This is a genomic window from Streptomyces sp. NPDC031554 (assembly GCF_055580685.1).
Window position 1 is genome coordinate 138,208 of record NZ_JBVIKX010000010.1, and the last position, 15,357, is coordinate 153,564.

The following is a 15,357-nucleotide window of genomic DNA, read 5'->3' on the forward strand; positions in this document are numbered from 1 at the left end:
CGCGTGTACCCACGGACCGGTCTCTCATTCCTCCCCGTCGCGACGACTTGTCCGCCGCGACGACTTGTCCGTCGCGACGCGGGCGGGCCGGACGCGGTGGCACCCCGGCGGACGGGCCCCGCGCGGGAGCCGGCCGCCTGTCGCGGCTCGGTCGCGATCCGGATCAGGTTCCCGCAGGTGTCGTCGAAGACGGCCGTGGTGACGGGGCCCGTCTCCAGCGGCTCCCGGGTGAAGCGGACGCCGGGACCGCGCAGACGCTCGTACTCCGCCGGCACGTCGTCGACGGCGAACCGGGCGAGCGGGACGCCGTCGCCGACGAGTGCGTCGCGGTAGGGCTTGACGGCCGGATGCCCGGCCGGTTCCAGGAGAAGTTCGGTGCCGCCCGGTTCGTGCGGCGAGACGACGGTCAGCCGCCGGGCGCCCCCGCCCAGTGGGACGTCGTGCTTCTTCACGAAACCGAGGATCTCGGTGCAGAAGTGCTCCGCCTCGGCCTGGTCGTCGACGAAGACGCTGGCCGGATGGATCTTCACGGGGTGCTCTCCTGCGGTCCTGGGGGTCGGGCACGAGCCGGCGCTCGGCGATCCGCCGCAGCGGCGCCGTGTCGAGGTCGTGGAACGTGTGGCGGCCCTCACGCCGGGTCTCGACGAGTCCGGCGGCCTCCAGCACGGCGAGGTGCGGGGAGACGCCCTGGCGCGAGATGCCCGGCCCGTGCTTCGTGGTCGGTCGCGGGCAGATCTCGGACAGGGTCTGCCCGGACCTCTCGGTGAGCTCGTCGAGGATGACACGGCGGGTGGGGTCGGCCAGAGCCCGGAAGACGTCGTCGGCCACACCCCCGGCACGGGCGAGCCGTCACTTGCCCATCGAGCGGAGCGGTCTCCGGGACGGCGGCCACGCCACGGGGCCGTGCGGTCACCCCGCGGGGCCGTGCGGTCACCCCGCGGGGAAGCCTCGCGGTCGCCCGGCGGCGCGGGTTCGCCTCCCCGGCGGCGCGGCCCCGTGCGCGTGCGTCGGCCTATCCACCGGCTCTGGGCGCCCGGGCGGTGGAGCCGCGTGGTGTCAGCGTGGGCGTCGGCGCCCGGTGCGGACCGGTCCGCGCCCCGTCGACCACGTCGAACAGGACCCGCGCCACCTCCGCCCCGAAGTGGTGCACGTCGTGGCTCATCGCCGACAGCGTCGGATGGGTGATGCGGCACAGCTGGGAGTCGTCCCAGGCCACCAGCGACAGGTCGTCGGGGACGGTGAAGCCCATCTCGGCGGCGACGCCCGCGCCCGCGACCGCCATGATGTCGTTGTCGTAGACGATGGCGGTGGGCCGGTCGGCGGCGAGGAGCAGCGAGCGGGTGGCGCGGGCGCCCTCCTCCTCCTCGAAGCCCGTGGCGATCTGCCGGCCCTCCTCCAGCCCCAGCTCCCGCATGGTCGACGCGAACGCCCGCGTGCGGATGGCGCTGTGGCCGAGGTCGGCGGGGCCGCCGACGCGGGCGATCCTGCGGTGGCCGAGCGCCGCCAGGTAGCGGACGGCCTCGCCGACCGCGGAGGCGTCGTCGGTCCACACCGCCGGGAACGGGCCGGTCAGGGAGGGGTGGCCGACGGCCACGGCGGGCAGCCCGGCGCCCTGGAGCGCGGGCAGCCGGGGATCGTCCTCACGCAGGTCCACCAGGATCGCCCCGGCGATCATCCGGCCGCTCCACCACGCCTTGTACACGGCGACCTCCTCGTCGAGGTCGCGCACCAGCCGCAGCAGCAGCGAGCACGACCGCTCCGCCAGGACGCTCTCGATGCCGGAGATGAACTCCATGTAGAACGGTTCGAGGCCGAGCAGCCGGGCGGGCCGGCACAGCGCGAGCCCGACGACGTCCACCCGCCGGCCGGACAGGCTGCGCGCCGTGGCGCTGGGGGCCCAGCCCAGTTCCCGGGCCGCCTCGAAGATCCGCTCGCGGGTGGCCGCGGAGACCCCGGGCTTGTGGTTGAACGCCAGCGACACCGCGCCCTTGGACACCCCGGCCCGGGCGGCGACGTCCTTGATGGTGACCCGTTCCGTCGGACTGCTCACGTCACGTCCACGCAGTACAGGGCGGCCCGGACGTCCCCCACGTCGGCGCCGTCGCAGCCGGTGACCCGGATCCGTACGCGTTCGCCGGGCAGCAGGGTCTGCGGGCCCCGGTCACCGACGGCGGCCGGACCGAGCCGGTCGGCCTGGAGCAGGAGGTCTCGGACGAGGGTACGGGCGCTCACCACGACGTCGACTCTATCCCGCTGTCCGGGAACGGGTTCCACGACGACGTCGTAGACGGGCCGCGGGTGGGCGAAGTCCTTGTCGGCGACCGGGAAGTGCAGCGCGCGCAGCCCTTCCCCCGCTCCGTCCCCGCCGCCGCCCGGGCGGGGCGGCGTCCCCTCGTCGGCGACCAGGAACTCGTCCGCCGACCGCGCGTCCGGGACGAGGTCGCGGGGCACCGGGAGCCGGAGCACCGAGCGGGGCTCGACGCTCACGTCGAGGACGCTCTCGTGGAGCAGGGTTCCGTCCGCCCGCCACCGGCGCAGCGTCACCGTCGTCGGCCACGGCTCGGCGGCCTGGTTGACCGCGGCGAGCACCGGTCCTCCGGTGCCGGGCCGCAGGGTCAGGAGCCGGTCGGCGTAGACCCGGCGCAGCTCGTGGTAGAGGGGCTTGGGGCGGCCGTCGCTGTCGACGGCCGCCCAGGAGGTGACGGGCCAGCAGTCGTTGAGCTGCCAGACGATCGTGCCCGCGCAGACGGGCCAGTGCGAGCGCCAGTGTTCGATGCCCTCCGCGACCGCCCGGGCCTGCACGAGCTGGGTCAGATAGTGCCAGCGGTCGAAGTCGTCCCCGGGCGGCGGGAAGTGGCGGGCGACGCCGCGGTCGAGCTTGCCGTTGCCGTCCTCCGCCTTCTGGTGGTGGAGCATGCCCGGGGAGTCGGGGGCGAGCCGCTCGCCGGGCAGGGCGCGTCGCAGAGTGGCCCGCGCGGGCGGTGCCTGCCAGCCGAACTCCGCGACGAAGCGGGGGACGCTCGCCCGGTACTCGGCGTAGTCCTGACGGTTCCACACCTCCCAGGAGTGGTGGGTGCCGTGGGCGGGGTCGTTGGGGTGGTGGTCCCAGGAGCCGGACCAGGGGCTGCCGGCGGTGTAGGGGCGGGTCGGGTCGAGTTCGGCCACGACGCGGGGCAGCAGACCGAGGTAGTAGCCCTCCCCCCAGGAGTCGCCGGCCAGCGCGCCCTCCCAGTCCCAGTCGCGAAAGCCCCACAGGTTCTCGTTGTTGCCGTTCCACAGGACCAGGGAGGGGTGGGGCATGAGCCGGACAACGTTGTCGCGCGCCTCGGCCTCCACCTCGCCGCGCAGCGGCTGTTCCTCCGGGTAGGCGGCACAGGCGAAGAGGAAGTCCTGCCAGACCATCAGGCCCAGCTCGTCGCAGACGTCGTAGAAGGCGTCGTCCTCGTAGATGCCGCCGCCCCAGACCCGCACCAGGTCGACGTTGGCCCCGGCGGCCTGGGCGAGCCGGGTCCGGTAGCGCTCCGGGGTGACCCGGGAGGGGAAGGCGTCGTCCGGGATCCAGTTGACGCCGCGGGCGAAGATCCGCACGCCGTTGACGACGAGGGTGAAACCGGTGCCGTGCTCGTCGGCCGAGCGGTCGAGTCCGACCGTGCGGAAGCCGATCCGGCGGTGCCAGGCGTCCAGCGGAGCGCCCTCGTCGTCGCTCAGGGCGAGGTGGAGGTCGTACAGGGGCTGTTCGCCGTGTCCGCGGGGCCACCACAGGCGCGGGCCGGGCACCTCCAGGCGCAGGACCGCCTCGTCGCCGGTCAGGACGGCCTCGGCGCGCGCACCGGCCAGCCGGGCCTCGGCGCGCAGCGCGCGGCCCCGGCCCCGCGCGGTGCGTTCCACCTCGAGCCGCACCTCCACCCGGCCGGTGCCCTCGTCCACGGTGACGAGCGGGCGCACCGCGGCGATGCGGGCGGTGGACCAGTGCTCCAGCCGCACCGGCCGCCAGATGCCCGCGGTCACCAGCGTGGGGCCCCAGTCCCAGCCGAAGCTGCAGGCCATCTTGCGGATGTACTGGGACGGCTCCGGGTACACGTTGGGCCGCTCCCCGGTGACGGCGCGGACGGCCGCGGCCTCGTCGTAGGCGGAGGTGAAGCGGACCTCCAGCGCACCGGTGCGGCCGGTGACGTCGAAGCGGTGGCGGCGGTGCATGTTGCGGGTCGTGCCGACCGGACGGCCGTCGAGGGTGAGGTGCGCGGCCGTGTCGAGTCCGTCGAAGACCAGGTCGGTGCGCTCGTGTGCGCTGTCGTGGGAGAGATCGCGGACGTAGCTCCAGGCGCGACGGCCGACCCAGGCGACCTCCGTCTCGTTGAGTCCGGTGAACGGGTCGGGGATGACGCCGGCGGCCAGCAGATCGGTGTGGACGCAGCCGGGCACCGTGGCCTCCAGCAGGTCCCGTCCGTGGCGCAGGCTCCAGCCCTCCGTGAGCTGGGTGACGTCCTTCATGTGCGGCTCCCATCGCCTGAATCGGACTCCGGTGGAGGGACAACGGCCGACAACCTAACCCGCTGATCAACCGCTGTCCATAAACCGGTCTAGTTCGTTCCATGATCACCTCTGGTGACCCGCCGCACGTCAGGATCGGTTTTTCGCCACCCAGGGTAACGATTGCGTATCGTGCGGGAATTCTCAGCTTTACCGGTTAATCGGTGACTGCCATAGTGCCCACATCCCACCCGCAGAGTTGAGCCGCAATCCTGAAGGAGCTGGGCACATGGGCACGAAGAAGTCGCTCACGGGAGCGTTTCTGGCCGCCGCGGTCCTGACCGTCGCCGGCTGCAGCGGTCAGAGCACGGCCTCCGGCGAGGCGGCGAAGGCACCCGCCGATCCCGCCGACGCCTCGGGCACCGTCAAGGTGCTGACGCACCGCACCGATCTCGTCCAGAACGGGACGATGGACAAGTACGCCGCCGAGTTCCGGAAGACCCACCCCAAGGTGAAGGTGAAGTTCGAGGCCCTCACCGACTACGAGGGGGAGGTCAAGATCCGGATGAACACCGAGGACTACGGCGACGTCCTGATGATCCCGGCCGCCATCGCCAAGAACGACTACCCGAAGTTCTTCGCCCCGCTGGGCAGCAGCGCGGAGCTGGGCGGCAAGTACCGCTTCAGCGACAGGGCCGACGTCGACGGCACGGTCTACGGCATCAGCACCTTCGGGACCGCGAACGGCTTCCTCTACAACAAGGCCGTGTGGCGGAAGGCGGGCGTCACCGCCTGGCCCACCACACCGCGGGAGTTCGTCGACGACCTGAAGGCGATCAGGTCCAGGACGGACGCGGTGCCGTACTACACGAACTTCAAGGACGGCTGGCCGCTGACCGCGTGGAGCAACGCCATCGGCTCGGTCACCTGCGACGCCCGGGCCAACGACAGGCTCGCCGGTCCGGTGTCGCCCTGGAGGAAGGGCGGCGAACTGCGCACGATCGACTCGCTCCTCCACGACGTCGTCGAGTCCGGCCTGTCGGAGAAGGACCCCAGCACCACCAACTGGGAGGCGTCCAAGGGCATGATCGCCAAGGGCGAGATCGCCACCATGCAGCTGGGGTCCTGGGCCATCACCCAGATGCGCGACGCCGCCCGGCAGGCCGGCACCGACCCCGACGACATCGGCTTCATGCCCTTCCCCGCGCAGAAGGACGGCACGTACTGCGCCGTGCTCGGCTCCGACTACCAGCAGGCGGTCAACACCCACTCCGAGCACAAGGCCGCCGCACGGGCCTGGATCGACTGGTTCGCGGAGAAGTCCGGCTTCGCCGCCAAGGAGGGGGCCGTCTCCGCGCTGAAGTCCGACCCGATGCCCAGCACACTGGAGGACTTCGTTGACAACGATGTCACCTTCCTGGAGCGCTCCGAGGCCAGGACCGGCGAGGTGAACGCGATCGACAACGCGGCCGAGATCGGCCTCAACAAGCCGGACTACCGGCAGAAACTGGTCGACCTCGCCCGCGGCGCGCAGAAGGGCGACCTGGAGGACTTCTTCGCGGACCTCGACAAGCGGTGGAACGAGGCGGCCGGGACCGTCGGCTCCTGACCCCGGCCGTCCCCTCCCCCTCCCCGGCCGTGACCGGCCCCGCCCCCGGACCGACGGACGGACGGGGCCGGCCGACCACCGCGGACCGACCGACCGGTGGACGACGAAAGGCCCGACATGCCCGAGACGACCGAGACGGCACCCGCGGGAGTGCCGCGCGCCGCCACCCCACCCCCCGGCCGGCCACGCCGCCCGTCGCCCCGCGGCGGCCCCCCGCTGCTGCGCCGCCTCACCCCGTGGTTCTTCCTCGCCGCCCCGCTGGCCCTGCTGATCACGTTCACCTACGTGCCCGTGGGAAACATGGTCTTCTACAGCTTCACCGACTGGGACGGCGTCAGCCCGGACCGCGACTTCACCGGCCTCGACAACTACCGGCAGATCTTCACCCGGCCCGAACTGTTCCGGGTGTTCTTCGTCAGCTTCTACTACCTCGCGGCCTCCGCCGCGCAGATCGTGATCGCCCTGTACTTCGCGACCGTCCTCAGTTTCGACCTGCGTCTGCGGAACCTGTTCAAGGGCATCCTGTTCTTCCCCTACCTCGTCAACGGCGTGGCCATCGGCTTCGTCTTCCTCTACTTCTTCCAGGACGGCGGCACGCTGGACTCGGTGCTGTCCTTCTTCGGCGCCGGCTCCGACCACGCGTGGCTCGGGGACCCCGCGTCGGCGAACACCTCGCTGGCCGGGGTGTCCGTCTGGCGCTTCACCGGGCTCAACTTCGTGCTGTTCCTGGGCGCGATCCAGTCGATCCCGGCCGAACTGTACGAGGCGGCCCAGCTGGACGGGGCCTCGCGGTGGCAGCAGTTCCGCCACATCATCGCCCCGGGCATCCGGCCGGTCGTCAGCCTCAGCGTCGTCCTGGCCGTCTCGGGGTCGCTGTCGGTCTTCGAGATCCCGTACATCATGACCGGCGGCGCGACCGGCACCTCGACCTTCGTCATCCAGACGGTCAAGCTCGCCTTCCAGTTCAACAAGACGGGCCTGGCGTCCGCCGCCGCCGTCGTCCTGCTCCTGATCGTCCTGCTGGTCACCTGGATCCAGCGCCGCCTGGTGCCCGACGAGAAGGTGGACCTCGTATGACCACGTCCCTGCCCGCCGCACGCCGTCGCCGGATCGGTCCGGCGCTGACCTACCTGTCGCTGGTCGTCGCGTCGCTGATCGTGCTGGTCCCGCTCGTCGTCGTCTTCCTGACCTCGCTGAAGACGTCGAAGGAGGTCGCCGACGGCGGCGCGCTGACACCGCCGCGCGACTGGCTCAACTTCGGCAACTACGCGACGGCCTTCACCGACGGCCACATGCTGTCCGCCTTCGCGAACACCGCGTTCATCCTGTTCTTCTCGCTGACCGGGACGGTCCTCGTCGGGTCGATGACGGCCTACGCCGTCGACCGCTTCGCCTTCCGCGCGAAGAAGCCGGTCATGGCGCTGTTCCTGATCGCCACCCTGGTGCCCGGGGTCACCACCCAGGTCGCCACCTTCCAGGTGGTCAACAGCTTCGGCCTGTTCAACAGCCTGTGGGCGCCCGTCCTGCTCTACATGGGGACGGACATCGTCTCGGTCTACGTCTTCCTGCAGTTCATCCGGGGCATCCCGGTCTCCCTCGACGAGGCGGCGCGCCTGGACGGGGCGAACTCCCTGACCATCTACTGGAAGATCATCCTGCCGCTGCTCAAGCCGGCGATCGCCACGGTGGTGATCATCAAGGGGATCACCGTCTACAACGACTTCTACATTCCCTTCCTCTACATGCCGTCGGAGGACCTGGGCACCGTCTCCACCGCGTTGTTCCGCTTCAAGGGCCCCTTCGGCGCGCACTGGGAGAACATCTCGGCCGGCACGATCCTGGTGATCGCGCCGACCCTGCTCGTGTTCCTCTTCCTCCAGCGCTACCTCTACAACGGGTTCGCGCGGGGCGCGACCAAGTGAGCCCCCGGCGCCGCGGCGGACGGCCGCGGAGCCGGGGTACCGCGCCGCCCGTCGGGTGGCGCGGCAGGCCGGCCCGCGGCCGCCCGCTCGGGCGGACGGACCGGGGGCCGGCGCCGCCTCGGTGAAGGGCAGGACGAGCCGGGAGGGGTGCTCGGCGTCGCGGTGGACCTTGTGAGCTGCCCGCCACGGACGACGGCAGGCCGGAACCGGCCCCCGTCGTGTGACGCGTCCCGCCCGGACGGCTCCGCGCGGGGAGCCGTCCAGGCGGGGAGCCGTCCGCACCGGGCGGGACACCGGCCTGCGCGACCGGCGTGGCCCGCGTCCCGTCCGGTCCTGCGGAGGTCGCCGCCCCGCGGCCGCCCGGCTACGGGGCGGCGGCGTCGAAGTGCTGCTGGATCAGCACACCGCCGTCCCGCGCGTAGGCGGTGACCGTGTAGCCGGTGTCCGCCGCCGAGGCGTCGCCGAGGACGGCGTACGCCCCCCACTGCGGACGGCCCCGCAGGGTCAGCACCGTGGCGGTGTGGCGGCGTCCTGAGTCGAGGCGGAGCTCGATCGCGGACGGCGGGGTCCCCGCGCGGAACGCCCCGGAGTACAGGACGTCGGCTCCCTCGACGCTGCTGCCCGAACTGAGGCTGTCGGGGCGGAGGTTGTCGCCGACGACGCTCTTGGCCCGCTCGACCTGCGCACTGATGTCTCCCGTGCCCACGACGTAGTTCTGCCGGCCGTCCGGGAGCAGGGCCATGCGGTGGCCGTGCCCGATGTCCACGGCCTCGTACGGGGCCACGGTCCGGGGCCCCTGGGGTGCCGCGGAGGGCACCGGGCGGGGCGAACCCGTGGCCGGCGGCGCCGTGGCCGGCGGGAGACCGGTCGCGGTCCGGGCCGGACCGGTCAGGCCGAGAACGACCACCGTCGCGGTCACCGCGCCCACCGCGACGGCCGCGACGGCCGCGGTGCGGCGGCGACGCGCGACGCGGCCCGCGCGCAGCACCTCGTCGACGGGAGCCGGACCGGTGGGGAACGCGTCCGCCTCGTGGCGCAGGAGTGCGCCCAGTCGCAGGTCGTCGGTCACCGCTGTCCCCCTCGTGCGCCGCCGTCCGCCCCGAGGGCGGCCGGTTCGTTCGTCCCCACCTGCTCGCGGAGTCTTCTCAGGGCGCGGGCCGTGTGGCTGCGCACCGTGCCGACGCCGGTGCCGAGCAGCCGTGCCACCTCGCTCTCGCTGCGGTCCTCCAGGTAGCGCAGCACGACCACGGCCCGCTGTCTGGCCGGCAGGCGGGCGAGCGCGTCCAGTACCACGCTCCGCTCGGCGAAGGCCTCGTGGTCGTCCGGGGCGGTGCGCTCCGGAAAACGGGTGGTCAGCCATTCGCGGACCTTGATGCGCCGCAACCGGTCCGTGTTGGCGTTGATCATGATGCGCCATACGTAGGCGTCCGGGTCGTCCGTGCGCCGTACGCGTTCCCACTTCACGTAGGCCTTGGCGAGGGCGGCCTGGACCAGGTCCTCCGCGTCCTGGTGATGCCCCGTCAGGAGGTGGGCGGTACGGAGCATGCGGGGCCAGCGGCTGACCACGAACGCCCGGAAGTCCGCCTCCGTGCTCGTCTTCAATCGAGTCCTCGTGTTCTGCCGCCCGCGCGGCCGCCGGCACCCCGTCGTGCCCCTCACGGCCGAGGGACACGACGGGGTGATCTCACCACCGCGTGGGCGAGGCCGTCGTCAGCGGCCCGCGGGCGAAGGGTCGTAGGCCAGGCGCGCGAGGACCGAGCCGTCGGCGGCGTGGGCGGTCACCACGACCGTCCCCCGCGGGCTGCCCGTCCCGGCGGCGTCGTAGTAGTACGTGCCCCAGCCCGGCCTGCCGGGCAGCGTCAGCATGCCGGCGTCCACCTCGGCACCCGTGCCGACGCGCAGGGTGATGCGCGCGGGCACCGTGTGCGTGCGGAAGGCTCCGGTGAACAGCACGTCGTCGCCGTCGACGCCCACTCCGCCGCTGATGCTGTCGGGGCGGACGGCGTCGCCGACGAGGCTCTTGGCCCGCTCGACGGCCGCCTCGTAGTCGTCCCAGGCCACCACGTAGTTCTGCCTGCCCTCGGGCAGCAGCCCCATCTTCGCGCCCTGGCCTATCTCCACCGGCTCGTACGGCCGCACCACGCGCGGTCCGGCCGGCGCGGCGGGGGCCCGTCCGGGCATCTGCGCGCCGGCCGCTTCCCGGCCCGACCCGGCGTGCCGGTCTCCGGCGTCCGCGGCGGCCGGTGCCGGGCCGCCGACGGCGAGGGCCGTGCCGGCCCCGCCCGCCAGGACCAGTGCGGCGACTCCCGCCACGGCGAACCTCTTCGTCCTCATGTGTCCTCCGGTGATCCGTCCGATCGGTGATCGGCTCCATGTCTCAGACGGCGGACCACCCCGGTGTCTATGTCACGACGCCGGTATTTCCTCGGCGACTTCGCGGGGCGCGCGCTCGCGCGAGGACCCGCCGGTGCCGGCGGGCCCGGTCCGTGCGGGTCCGGTCGGGCGGTGACCGTCATCACGACGGCCGGGGAGGAGGCGGGGCGCCGCGAGCCGCCCCCGGGTTCCACGGTGGTGCCCGTCCCGGACGGACCCCAGCCACCCCGGCCACGGCGACCGACCCCGGCCGGGGTGGCTGGGGTCCGTCGCCACCGGCGGACCGCATGGTGCCGTCGTCGTCGAACCGCGGACGGCCGACCTCCCGGAGGGCGGCCGGTCCGTCCTGGAGGCGAGGAGGGCGGCCTCGTCCCGGCTGCCGGCGGCTCCGCCGGCCGGGCGAGCGGTCCGGCCCGGCGAGCGGTCCGGGGACGGACGCCGGGATGCGGCCCGCCGGTCCGCCCTCCAGGGTGGAGGCACGGACCGCGGCCCCGGCAGGAGACCTCCGGGACCGTGCCACGACACCGGGAGGCACAGCCATGGCCGACGACGGCAACGGGGACGAGAACCCGCGCAAGGGCGACAAGGTGGCTTGGAGCAGCCACGGCGGTGAGACGACGGGACGGGTCGAGAAGAAGCTCACCGAGCGGACGGAGGCCGCGGGGCGCACCGTGGACGCCTCGCCCGAGGAGCCGCAGTACGAGGTGCGCAGCGACAAGTCCGGGCGCTCCGCCGTCCACAAGCCGTCCGCCCTCAAGAAGCGCGGGAAGTGAGGCGCCGTGGACGAGGAGCGGGAGCGGACGTGGCACGAGTTCCACGAACTGGTCAACATCGAGCCGTCGGAGCTGGAGAAGTGGCTGGGGACGGAGGAGTCCCGCGGCGCCGGGCAGCACGAGGACGGCGGCGAATCCACCGGGCACTCCTCCGGCCGCCGCATCCTCGACATCCTCAGGACCCGTAAGGACGACCTGTCGGACGCCGACTACCGGCACATGCGCAAGGTCGTCGGCTACGTCCGCCGCCACCTGGCGCAGCGTCCGTCCGGGGACGTACGCGATTCACGCTGGCGCCACTCGCTCATGAACTGGGGACACGATCCGCTCGCGGGCGAGGGTGACGCGTAGGACCCCCGGCAGGCACCGTTCCCTCCTTTCCCCACCCCGCTGCAACCTTTCGCACGCTATGTCCCGAATACGGGTCGAGAGGGAGCGGTGCGGGGCACAGCAGCCCGGCGGTCAACCGTCTTCCCGGCCGGAAAGGAAACGCCATGAGGCTCAGCGACGAGCTTCCCCTCGACCACAGGCTCGCCAGGGTGTACCGCTACGGAGCCGCGTCCTGCGGCGTGGTCCTGCTCGTCTTCGGCGTGCTGGGCTTCGCGGACCGGCTCAGCCCGTTCGACACCGACGGCCAGGGCCTCGCCGGTCTGACCACCAACGGCGTCCTCAGCCTCGTCTCCGTCGTCGTCGGCCTCGCCCTCGTCACGGGCGGCGTCGTCGGCGGCAACTTCGCCTCCACGCTCAACATGACCGTGGGCACGCTCTTCCTGATCAGCGGCTTCGTCCACGTCTTCATCCTGGACAGGCCCGCCAACGTCCTCGGCTTCGGCATGACCAACGTGATGTTCAGCTTCATCATGGGCCTGGTCATCCTGACCTTCGGCATGTACGGCCGCGTCTCCAGCAAGCTGTCCCACGACAACCCCTACTGGCGCCGCCGTCACCCGCGCGAGGCGGCCCGGGAGTCCCTCGCGCGCCGGCGTGCCGTCACCGCCGCCGCGGGTCTCCCCGAAGGCCATGCCGACACGGCGGCCGGCCCCGCCCTGACCGGTCGCGTCGGCCGTGCCGAGTGACACCGCACCCCGGGCCGCCCGGCTTCCCCTGCCGCCGGGCGGCCGTGCGGCGACGGGGCGCCGGTGCGCGTCCGGCCGCCATGACGGCCGGGCGCGCACCGCCCTGCCGCCGGGCCCCCGCCCGGGCGGCGAGCGGTTACCGCGATCACCGCGCCGCCCGGGCGGCGGGCGCCCGCCCGGGGCGCCGACTCCTCCCCCAGGGCTGCCGACGGCACGGGGACAGCGCATGTCCGCCGACACCGCGGCACCACGACACCGGCGGAACGCCGGCACCGAACATGTACCGGCCGGACCCCCCGAGGGAAGCGGTCATGACCATCACCCCATCGACGGCGGCCGCCGTGCGACGCCTCACCGTCCTCCTCCCCTGTGATCCGCACGCCCCCCGTACCGCGCGCCGCTACGCCACCCGGTGGCTCGCCGCCGAGGCAGGCGGGACGCACCGCGCGACCGACGCGGTGCTCATCGTCTCCGAACTGGTCACCAACGCCGTCCACCACACGCGCGGTCCGTGCGTGCTGACGCTCACCCTGCGGGGAACGCTGCTGGACATCGGCGTCGCCGACGAGAGCGAGGACCTCCCCGAGCGGCGGAGCGTGCCCGGGGAGAGGGGCGGCTTCGGGCTGGCCCTCGTCGCCCTCCTCGGCGACTCCGTCACGGTCGTCCCCGCCCTGGGCGGCAAGACCGTGCACGTGACGCTCGACACGGACGCCCCCGGGAGCGCGCACCGGACCTCCCCCGCGTCCGGGTAGCCCCGGCCCGCCCCCGCCGGTCCGTCCGCGCCCGGCCCGCGTACCTCGCCCGCCGGCCAGGGCCGGGCGCCGCTGCCGGAGCGGTACGCCGCCACTCCTCGACGAAGGCCGGCAGGCCGGGGTCGAGGACCTCGGGGTGGGGGCCGGCATGCCGTGCGGCAGCCCCTCGGAGCTCTCGAGCCGGCCGTCGCCCAGCGGCTCGGCCGGCAGCGGGGCCGAGTCGTCGTGGGGGCACGATCCGGTCGTCGGTGCCGTGGGCGACGAGGACCGGGACCTCGATCCGCCGGAGTCCCCGGTGCGGGAGACTCCGCACGTCACCCCCGTGCGAGAAGGCACGGGCACGCTCGGGGAGCACGGCGTGCGGCGGCCGCGGTGCTCCCCGAGCGTGTGCCCCCTCGTCGCCCGCGTCACCGGCGCGACGCGGGCGGGTGTCAGCCGGCGGGCGGCGGGACGAGGACGTTGTCGCTGGTGCGGCCGGCCAGGTGGTCGGCGACGTTGGCGACCGTGGTCCGGGCGATCTGGCCGACGGCGTCCTCGGTGAAGTACGCCTGGTGCGAGGTGATCAGGACGTTGCTGAACGTCATCAGCCTGGCGAGGCGTTCGTCCGTCATCACCTCCAGCGACTTGTCCAGGAAGAACACCCCGGCCTCCTCCTCGTACACGTCCAGCCCGACCCCGCTCAGCCGTCCGGCGCGCAACGTCTCCAGCAGGGCGTCCGTGTCGACGAGGCCGCCGCGGCTGGAGTTGACCAGGATGGCGTCGCTCTTCATCAGGCCCAGGGCCTTCGCGTCGAGGAGGTGGTGGGTGTCGGGCAGCAGCGGCACGTGCAGGCTCACCAGGTCCGCCTCGGCGAACAGCCGCTCGCGCTCCACGTACTCCATGCCGAGGGCCAGGCAGTCGGGGTTCTCGGCGATGTCCCAGCCCAGCAGGCGCATGCCGAATCCATGGGCGATGCTCGCGAACGCGGCACCGATCTTGCCGGTGCCCACCACCCCGGCCGTCCGGCCGCGCAGGTCACGGCCCATCAGGCCGTCGAGCCGGAAGTCGAACTCACGGGTGCGGTGCGCGGCGCGCACGATCCGGCGGTTGACCGCCAGGGCCAGCGTCCAGGCGAACTCGGCCACGGAGTAGGGCGAGTAGTACGACACCCGGGCCACGGTGATCCCCAGCTCGCGCGCCACGGCCAGGTCGATGTTGTTGTAGCCGGTGGCCCGTTGGGCGATCATCCGGGTGCCGCCGGCGGCCAGGGCGCGCAGCACCTCGGCGTCCAGCGTGTCGTTGACGCTGCTGAGGACGATCTCGTGCCCGGCCGCGGTCGGGACAGTGTCCCGGTTCAGGAAGAGCCCCAGACAGCGCAGGTCGTGGCGGTCGGCGAGCACCCGCTCGAACTCCGCCTGCAGCAACGGCTGCTCGTCCGCCAGGACTCCGTACGCAACGATCTCCACGTGCACTCCTCGGTAGCGGCTGTCGGCCTCCCACCTTAGGGAAGGCCGACGGCGGACGGGGACGGGGTCTCGCTCCGCCGGGGCCGTCGCCCCCGGGCCGCTCCACCGGTCGCCGTCCGCGGCACCGGTCCGCCGTCGTGCCGTTAGGGTGGTCGAACCGGCGACGGAGGCGGGTGGTGACGGTGGAGTGGCGTGAGTACGCCGAGCAGATGGCCGTGCTCGCGCGTGATCTGCTGGCCCAGGACTCCGTCCAGGCGACCCTGGACGAGATCGCCGCGTCGGCCGTGAAACTGGTGGACGGCTGCGACGCGGCGGGGATCCTCGCGGTCCGCAAGGGCCGGGCCGTGACCCTGGCTGCCTGCGGCGACATGGTCCAGGAGTGCGACCGCCTGCAGGGCCGGCTGGGCGAGGGCCCCTGTTTCGATCTCGCCCGCCGCACGGACGGCGAGCGCGTGTACCGGATCGCCGACCTGAGCCGGCCCCGGCCGGCCTGGCGGCGGTTCGCCGCGGAGGCCCGGGAACTGGGTGTGGGCAGCATGACCGGGGTCCTGCTCTACACCGACGACGAGGACTTCGGCGCGCTGAACATGTACGCCCGTCTCCCCGGGGCCTTCCACGAGGAGGTGGAGACCGCCGGCTGGCTGCTCGCCTCGCACGCCGCCGTCGCCCTGTCCGGTGCCCGCACCGTCGACCAGCTGGAGCACGCCATGGAGGCCCGGCACGCCATCGGTGAGGCCATGGGCATGCTCCGGGAGCGCCACAAGCTGAGCGAGGCCGACGCCTTCGACGTGCTGCGCCGGTTCTCCCAGCACCACAACGTCAAGCTGCGTGACGTCGCCCAGCAGATCCGGGACGAGGGCCCCGAGGGCTCCTGACCGCCCGCGCCGGCCGGTGGACGGCACCGCGCCGGCCCGCCGCGGGCGAGGACCGTCCGGGA

At 73.2% G+C, this 15,357-nt stretch carries 14 protein-coding genes and 3 pseudogenes; 8 read left to right on the forward strand and 9 right to left on the reverse strand.

What is annotated here, in order from left to right; genetic code table 11:
• Nucleotides 1–140: 140 nt before the first annotated feature.
• From ACZ5FU_RS24955 to ACZ5FU_RS24970, 4 genes and pseudogenes are all read right to left on the reverse strand, one after another.
• Nucleotides 141–530: pseudogene (locus ACZ5FU_RS24955) on the reverse strand (VOC family protein); the annotation flags it as partial.
• Nucleotides 527–828 (reverse strand): annotated as a pseudogene (locus ACZ5FU_RS24960) (ArsR/SmtB family transcription factor). The pseudogenes ACZ5FU_RS24960 and ACZ5FU_RS24955, both read right to left, overlap by 4 nt.
• Before the next feature lie 184 nt (nt 829–1,012).
• Nucleotides 1,013–2,050, reverse strand: coding sequence for a LacI family DNA-binding transcriptional regulator (locus ACZ5FU_RS24965; RefSeq protein WP_451525720.1), 1,038 nt, complete (start codon nt 2,048–2,050; stop codon nt 1,013–1,015).
• The gene (locus ACZ5FU_RS24970; RefSeq protein WP_468642051.1) at nt 2,047–4,491 is read right to left on the reverse strand and encodes a glycoside hydrolase family 2 protein; all 2,445 of its coding nucleotides are present in this window, start codon (nt 4,489–4,491) and stop codon (nt 2,047–2,049) included. The genes ACZ5FU_RS24965 and ACZ5FU_RS24970 overlap by 4 nt, the downstream gene beginning before the upstream one ends.
• 268 nt (nt 4,492–4,759) lie before the next feature.
• Between ACZ5FU_RS24970 and ACZ5FU_RS24975 the strand changes: the two genes are divergently transcribed.
• From ACZ5FU_RS24975 to ACZ5FU_RS24985, 3 genes are all read left to right on the forward strand, one after another.
• A complete protein-coding gene (locus tag ACZ5FU_RS24975; RefSeq protein ID WP_451525718.1) occupies nt 4,760–6,079 on the forward strand; it encodes an ABC transporter substrate-binding protein in 1,320 nt (439 codons plus the stop codon).
• A 117-nt stretch (nt 6,080–6,196) separates the two neighbouring features.
• Nucleotides 6,197–7,156 carry a carbohydrate ABC transporter permease gene (locus ACZ5FU_RS24980; RefSeq protein ID WP_451525717.1) on the forward strand — a complete coding sequence of 320 codons (960 nt, stop codon included), beginning with the start codon at nt 6,197–6,199 and terminating at the stop codon, nt 7,154–7,156.
• Nucleotides 7,153–8,001, forward strand: a complete 849-nt coding sequence (locus ACZ5FU_RS24985; protein WP_451525716.1) for a carbohydrate ABC transporter permease — start codon at nt 7,153–7,155, stop codon at nt 7,999–8,001. The genes ACZ5FU_RS24980 and ACZ5FU_RS24985 overlap by 4 nt, the downstream gene beginning before the upstream one ends.
• A gap of 364 nt (nt 8,002–8,365) precedes the next feature.
• Here the strand turns inward: ACZ5FU_RS24985 and ACZ5FU_RS24990 are convergent, their stop codons facing one another.
• The 3 genes from ACZ5FU_RS24990 to ACZ5FU_RS25000 form a co-directional block, all read right to left on the reverse strand.
• On the reverse strand, nt 8,366–9,070 hold the full coding sequence (locus ACZ5FU_RS24990; RefSeq protein WP_469046660.1) for a hypothetical protein: 705 nt from the start codon (nt 9,068–9,070) through the stop codon (nt 8,366–8,368).
• The gene (locus tag ACZ5FU_RS24995) at nt 9,067–9,603 is read right to left on the reverse strand and encodes a SigE family RNA polymerase sigma factor (protein WP_468642046.1); all 537 of its coding nucleotides are present in this window, start codon (nt 9,601–9,603) and stop codon (nt 9,067–9,069) included. Before ACZ5FU_RS24995 ends, ACZ5FU_RS24990 begins: the two co-directional genes overlap by 4 nt.
• Before the next feature lie 108 nt (nt 9,604–9,711).
• Complete coding sequence (locus ACZ5FU_RS25000; protein WP_469046662.1) at nt 9,712–10,335, reverse strand: hypothetical protein; 624 nt, start codon at nt 10,333–10,335, stop codon at nt 9,712–9,714.
• A 578-nt stretch (nt 10,336–10,913) separates the two neighbouring features.
• Here ACZ5FU_RS25000 and ACZ5FU_RS25005 point away from each other — a divergent pair.
• The 4 genes from ACZ5FU_RS25005 to ACZ5FU_RS25020 all read left to right on the forward strand — a co-directional run bounded on the left by ACZ5FU_RS25005 (nt 10,914) and on the right by ACZ5FU_RS25020 (nt 12,975).
• Nucleotides 10,914–11,147 (forward strand): hypervirulence associated TUDOR domain-containing protein, encoded by a 234-nt coding sequence (locus tag ACZ5FU_RS25005; RefSeq protein WP_451525712.1) that lies wholly within the window; start codon nt 10,914–10,916, stop codon nt 11,145–11,147.
• Between the two features lie 6 nt (nt 11,148–11,153).
• Nucleotides 11,154–11,498: a DUF3140 domain-containing protein gene (locus ACZ5FU_RS25010; RefSeq protein ID WP_468642043.1), complete on the forward strand. Its 345-nt coding sequence runs from the start codon at nt 11,154–11,156 to the stop codon at nt 11,496–11,498.
• Nucleotides 11,499–11,641: 143 nt separating this feature from the next.
• Complete coding sequence (locus ACZ5FU_RS25015; protein ID WP_451525710.1) at nt 11,642–12,223, forward strand: DUF4383 domain-containing protein; 582 nt, start codon at nt 11,642–11,644, stop codon at nt 12,221–12,223.
• Between the two features lie 311 nt (nt 12,224–12,534).
• Nucleotides 12,535–12,975, forward strand: coding sequence for an ATP-binding protein (locus ACZ5FU_RS25020; RefSeq protein WP_451525709.1), 441 nt, complete (start codon nt 12,535–12,537; stop codon nt 12,973–12,975).
• Between the two features lie 97 nt (nt 12,976–13,072).
• On the opposite strand, the pseudogene ACZ5FU_RS25025 reads toward ACZ5FU_RS25020, so the two are convergent.
• Both ACZ5FU_RS25025 and ACZ5FU_RS25030 read right to left on the reverse strand, forming a co-directional pair.
• Nucleotides 13,073–13,264: pseudogene (locus ACZ5FU_RS25025) on the reverse strand (alpha/beta fold hydrolase); the annotation flags it as partial.
• A 142-nt stretch (nt 13,265–13,406) separates the two neighbouring features.
• Nucleotides 13,407–14,420, reverse strand: coding sequence for a 2-hydroxyacid dehydrogenase (locus ACZ5FU_RS25030; protein WP_451525708.1), 1,014 nt, complete (start codon nt 14,418–14,420; stop codon nt 13,407–13,409).
• Between the two features lie 209 nt (nt 14,421–14,629).
• Between ACZ5FU_RS25030 and ACZ5FU_RS25035 the strand changes: the two genes are divergently transcribed.
• Entirely contained in the window at nt 14,630–15,295 is a 666-nt protein-coding gene (locus ACZ5FU_RS25035) for a GAF and ANTAR domain-containing protein (protein ID WP_451525888.1), read from the forward strand.
• Nucleotides 15,296–15,357: the final 62 nt, after the last annotated feature.

Bases quoted from the DNA above. Each gene is read 5' to 3' on its own strand.
- ACZ5FU_RS24970 (WP_468642051.1), bottom strand. From the start codon at position 4,491: ATGAAGGACGTCACCCAGCTCACGGAGGGCTGGAGCCTGCGCCACGGA.
- ACZ5FU_RS24975 (WP_451525718.1), top strand. From the start codon at position 4,760: ATGGGCACGAAGAAGTCGCTCACGGGAGCGTTTCTGGCCGCCGCGGTC.
- ACZ5FU_RS24980 (WP_451525717.1), top strand. From the start codon at position 6,197: ATGCCCGAGACGACCGAGACGGCACCCGCGGGAGTGCCGCGCGCCGCC.
- ACZ5FU_RS24985 (WP_451525716.1), top strand. From the start codon at position 7,153: ATGACCACGTCCCTGCCCGCCGCACGCCGTCGCCGGATCGGTCCGGCG.
- ACZ5FU_RS25000 (WP_469046662.1), bottom strand. From the start codon at position 10,335: ATGAGGACGAAGAGGTTCGCCGTGGCGGGAGTCGCCGCACTGGTCCTG.
- ACZ5FU_RS25005 (WP_451525712.1), top strand. From the start codon at position 10,914: ATGGCCGACGACGGCAACGGGGACGAGAACCCGCGCAAGGGCGACAAG.
- ACZ5FU_RS25015 (WP_451525710.1), top strand. From the start codon at position 11,642: ATGAGGCTCAGCGACGAGCTTCCCCTCGACCACAGGCTCGCCAGGGTG.
- ACZ5FU_RS25020 (WP_451525709.1), top strand. From the start codon at position 12,535: ATGACCATCACCCCATCGACGGCGGCCGCCGTGCGACGCCTCACCGTC.
- ACZ5FU_RS25035 (WP_451525888.1), top strand. From the start codon at position 14,630: ATGGCCGTGCTCGCGCGTGATCTGCTGGCCCAGGACTCCGTCCAGGCG.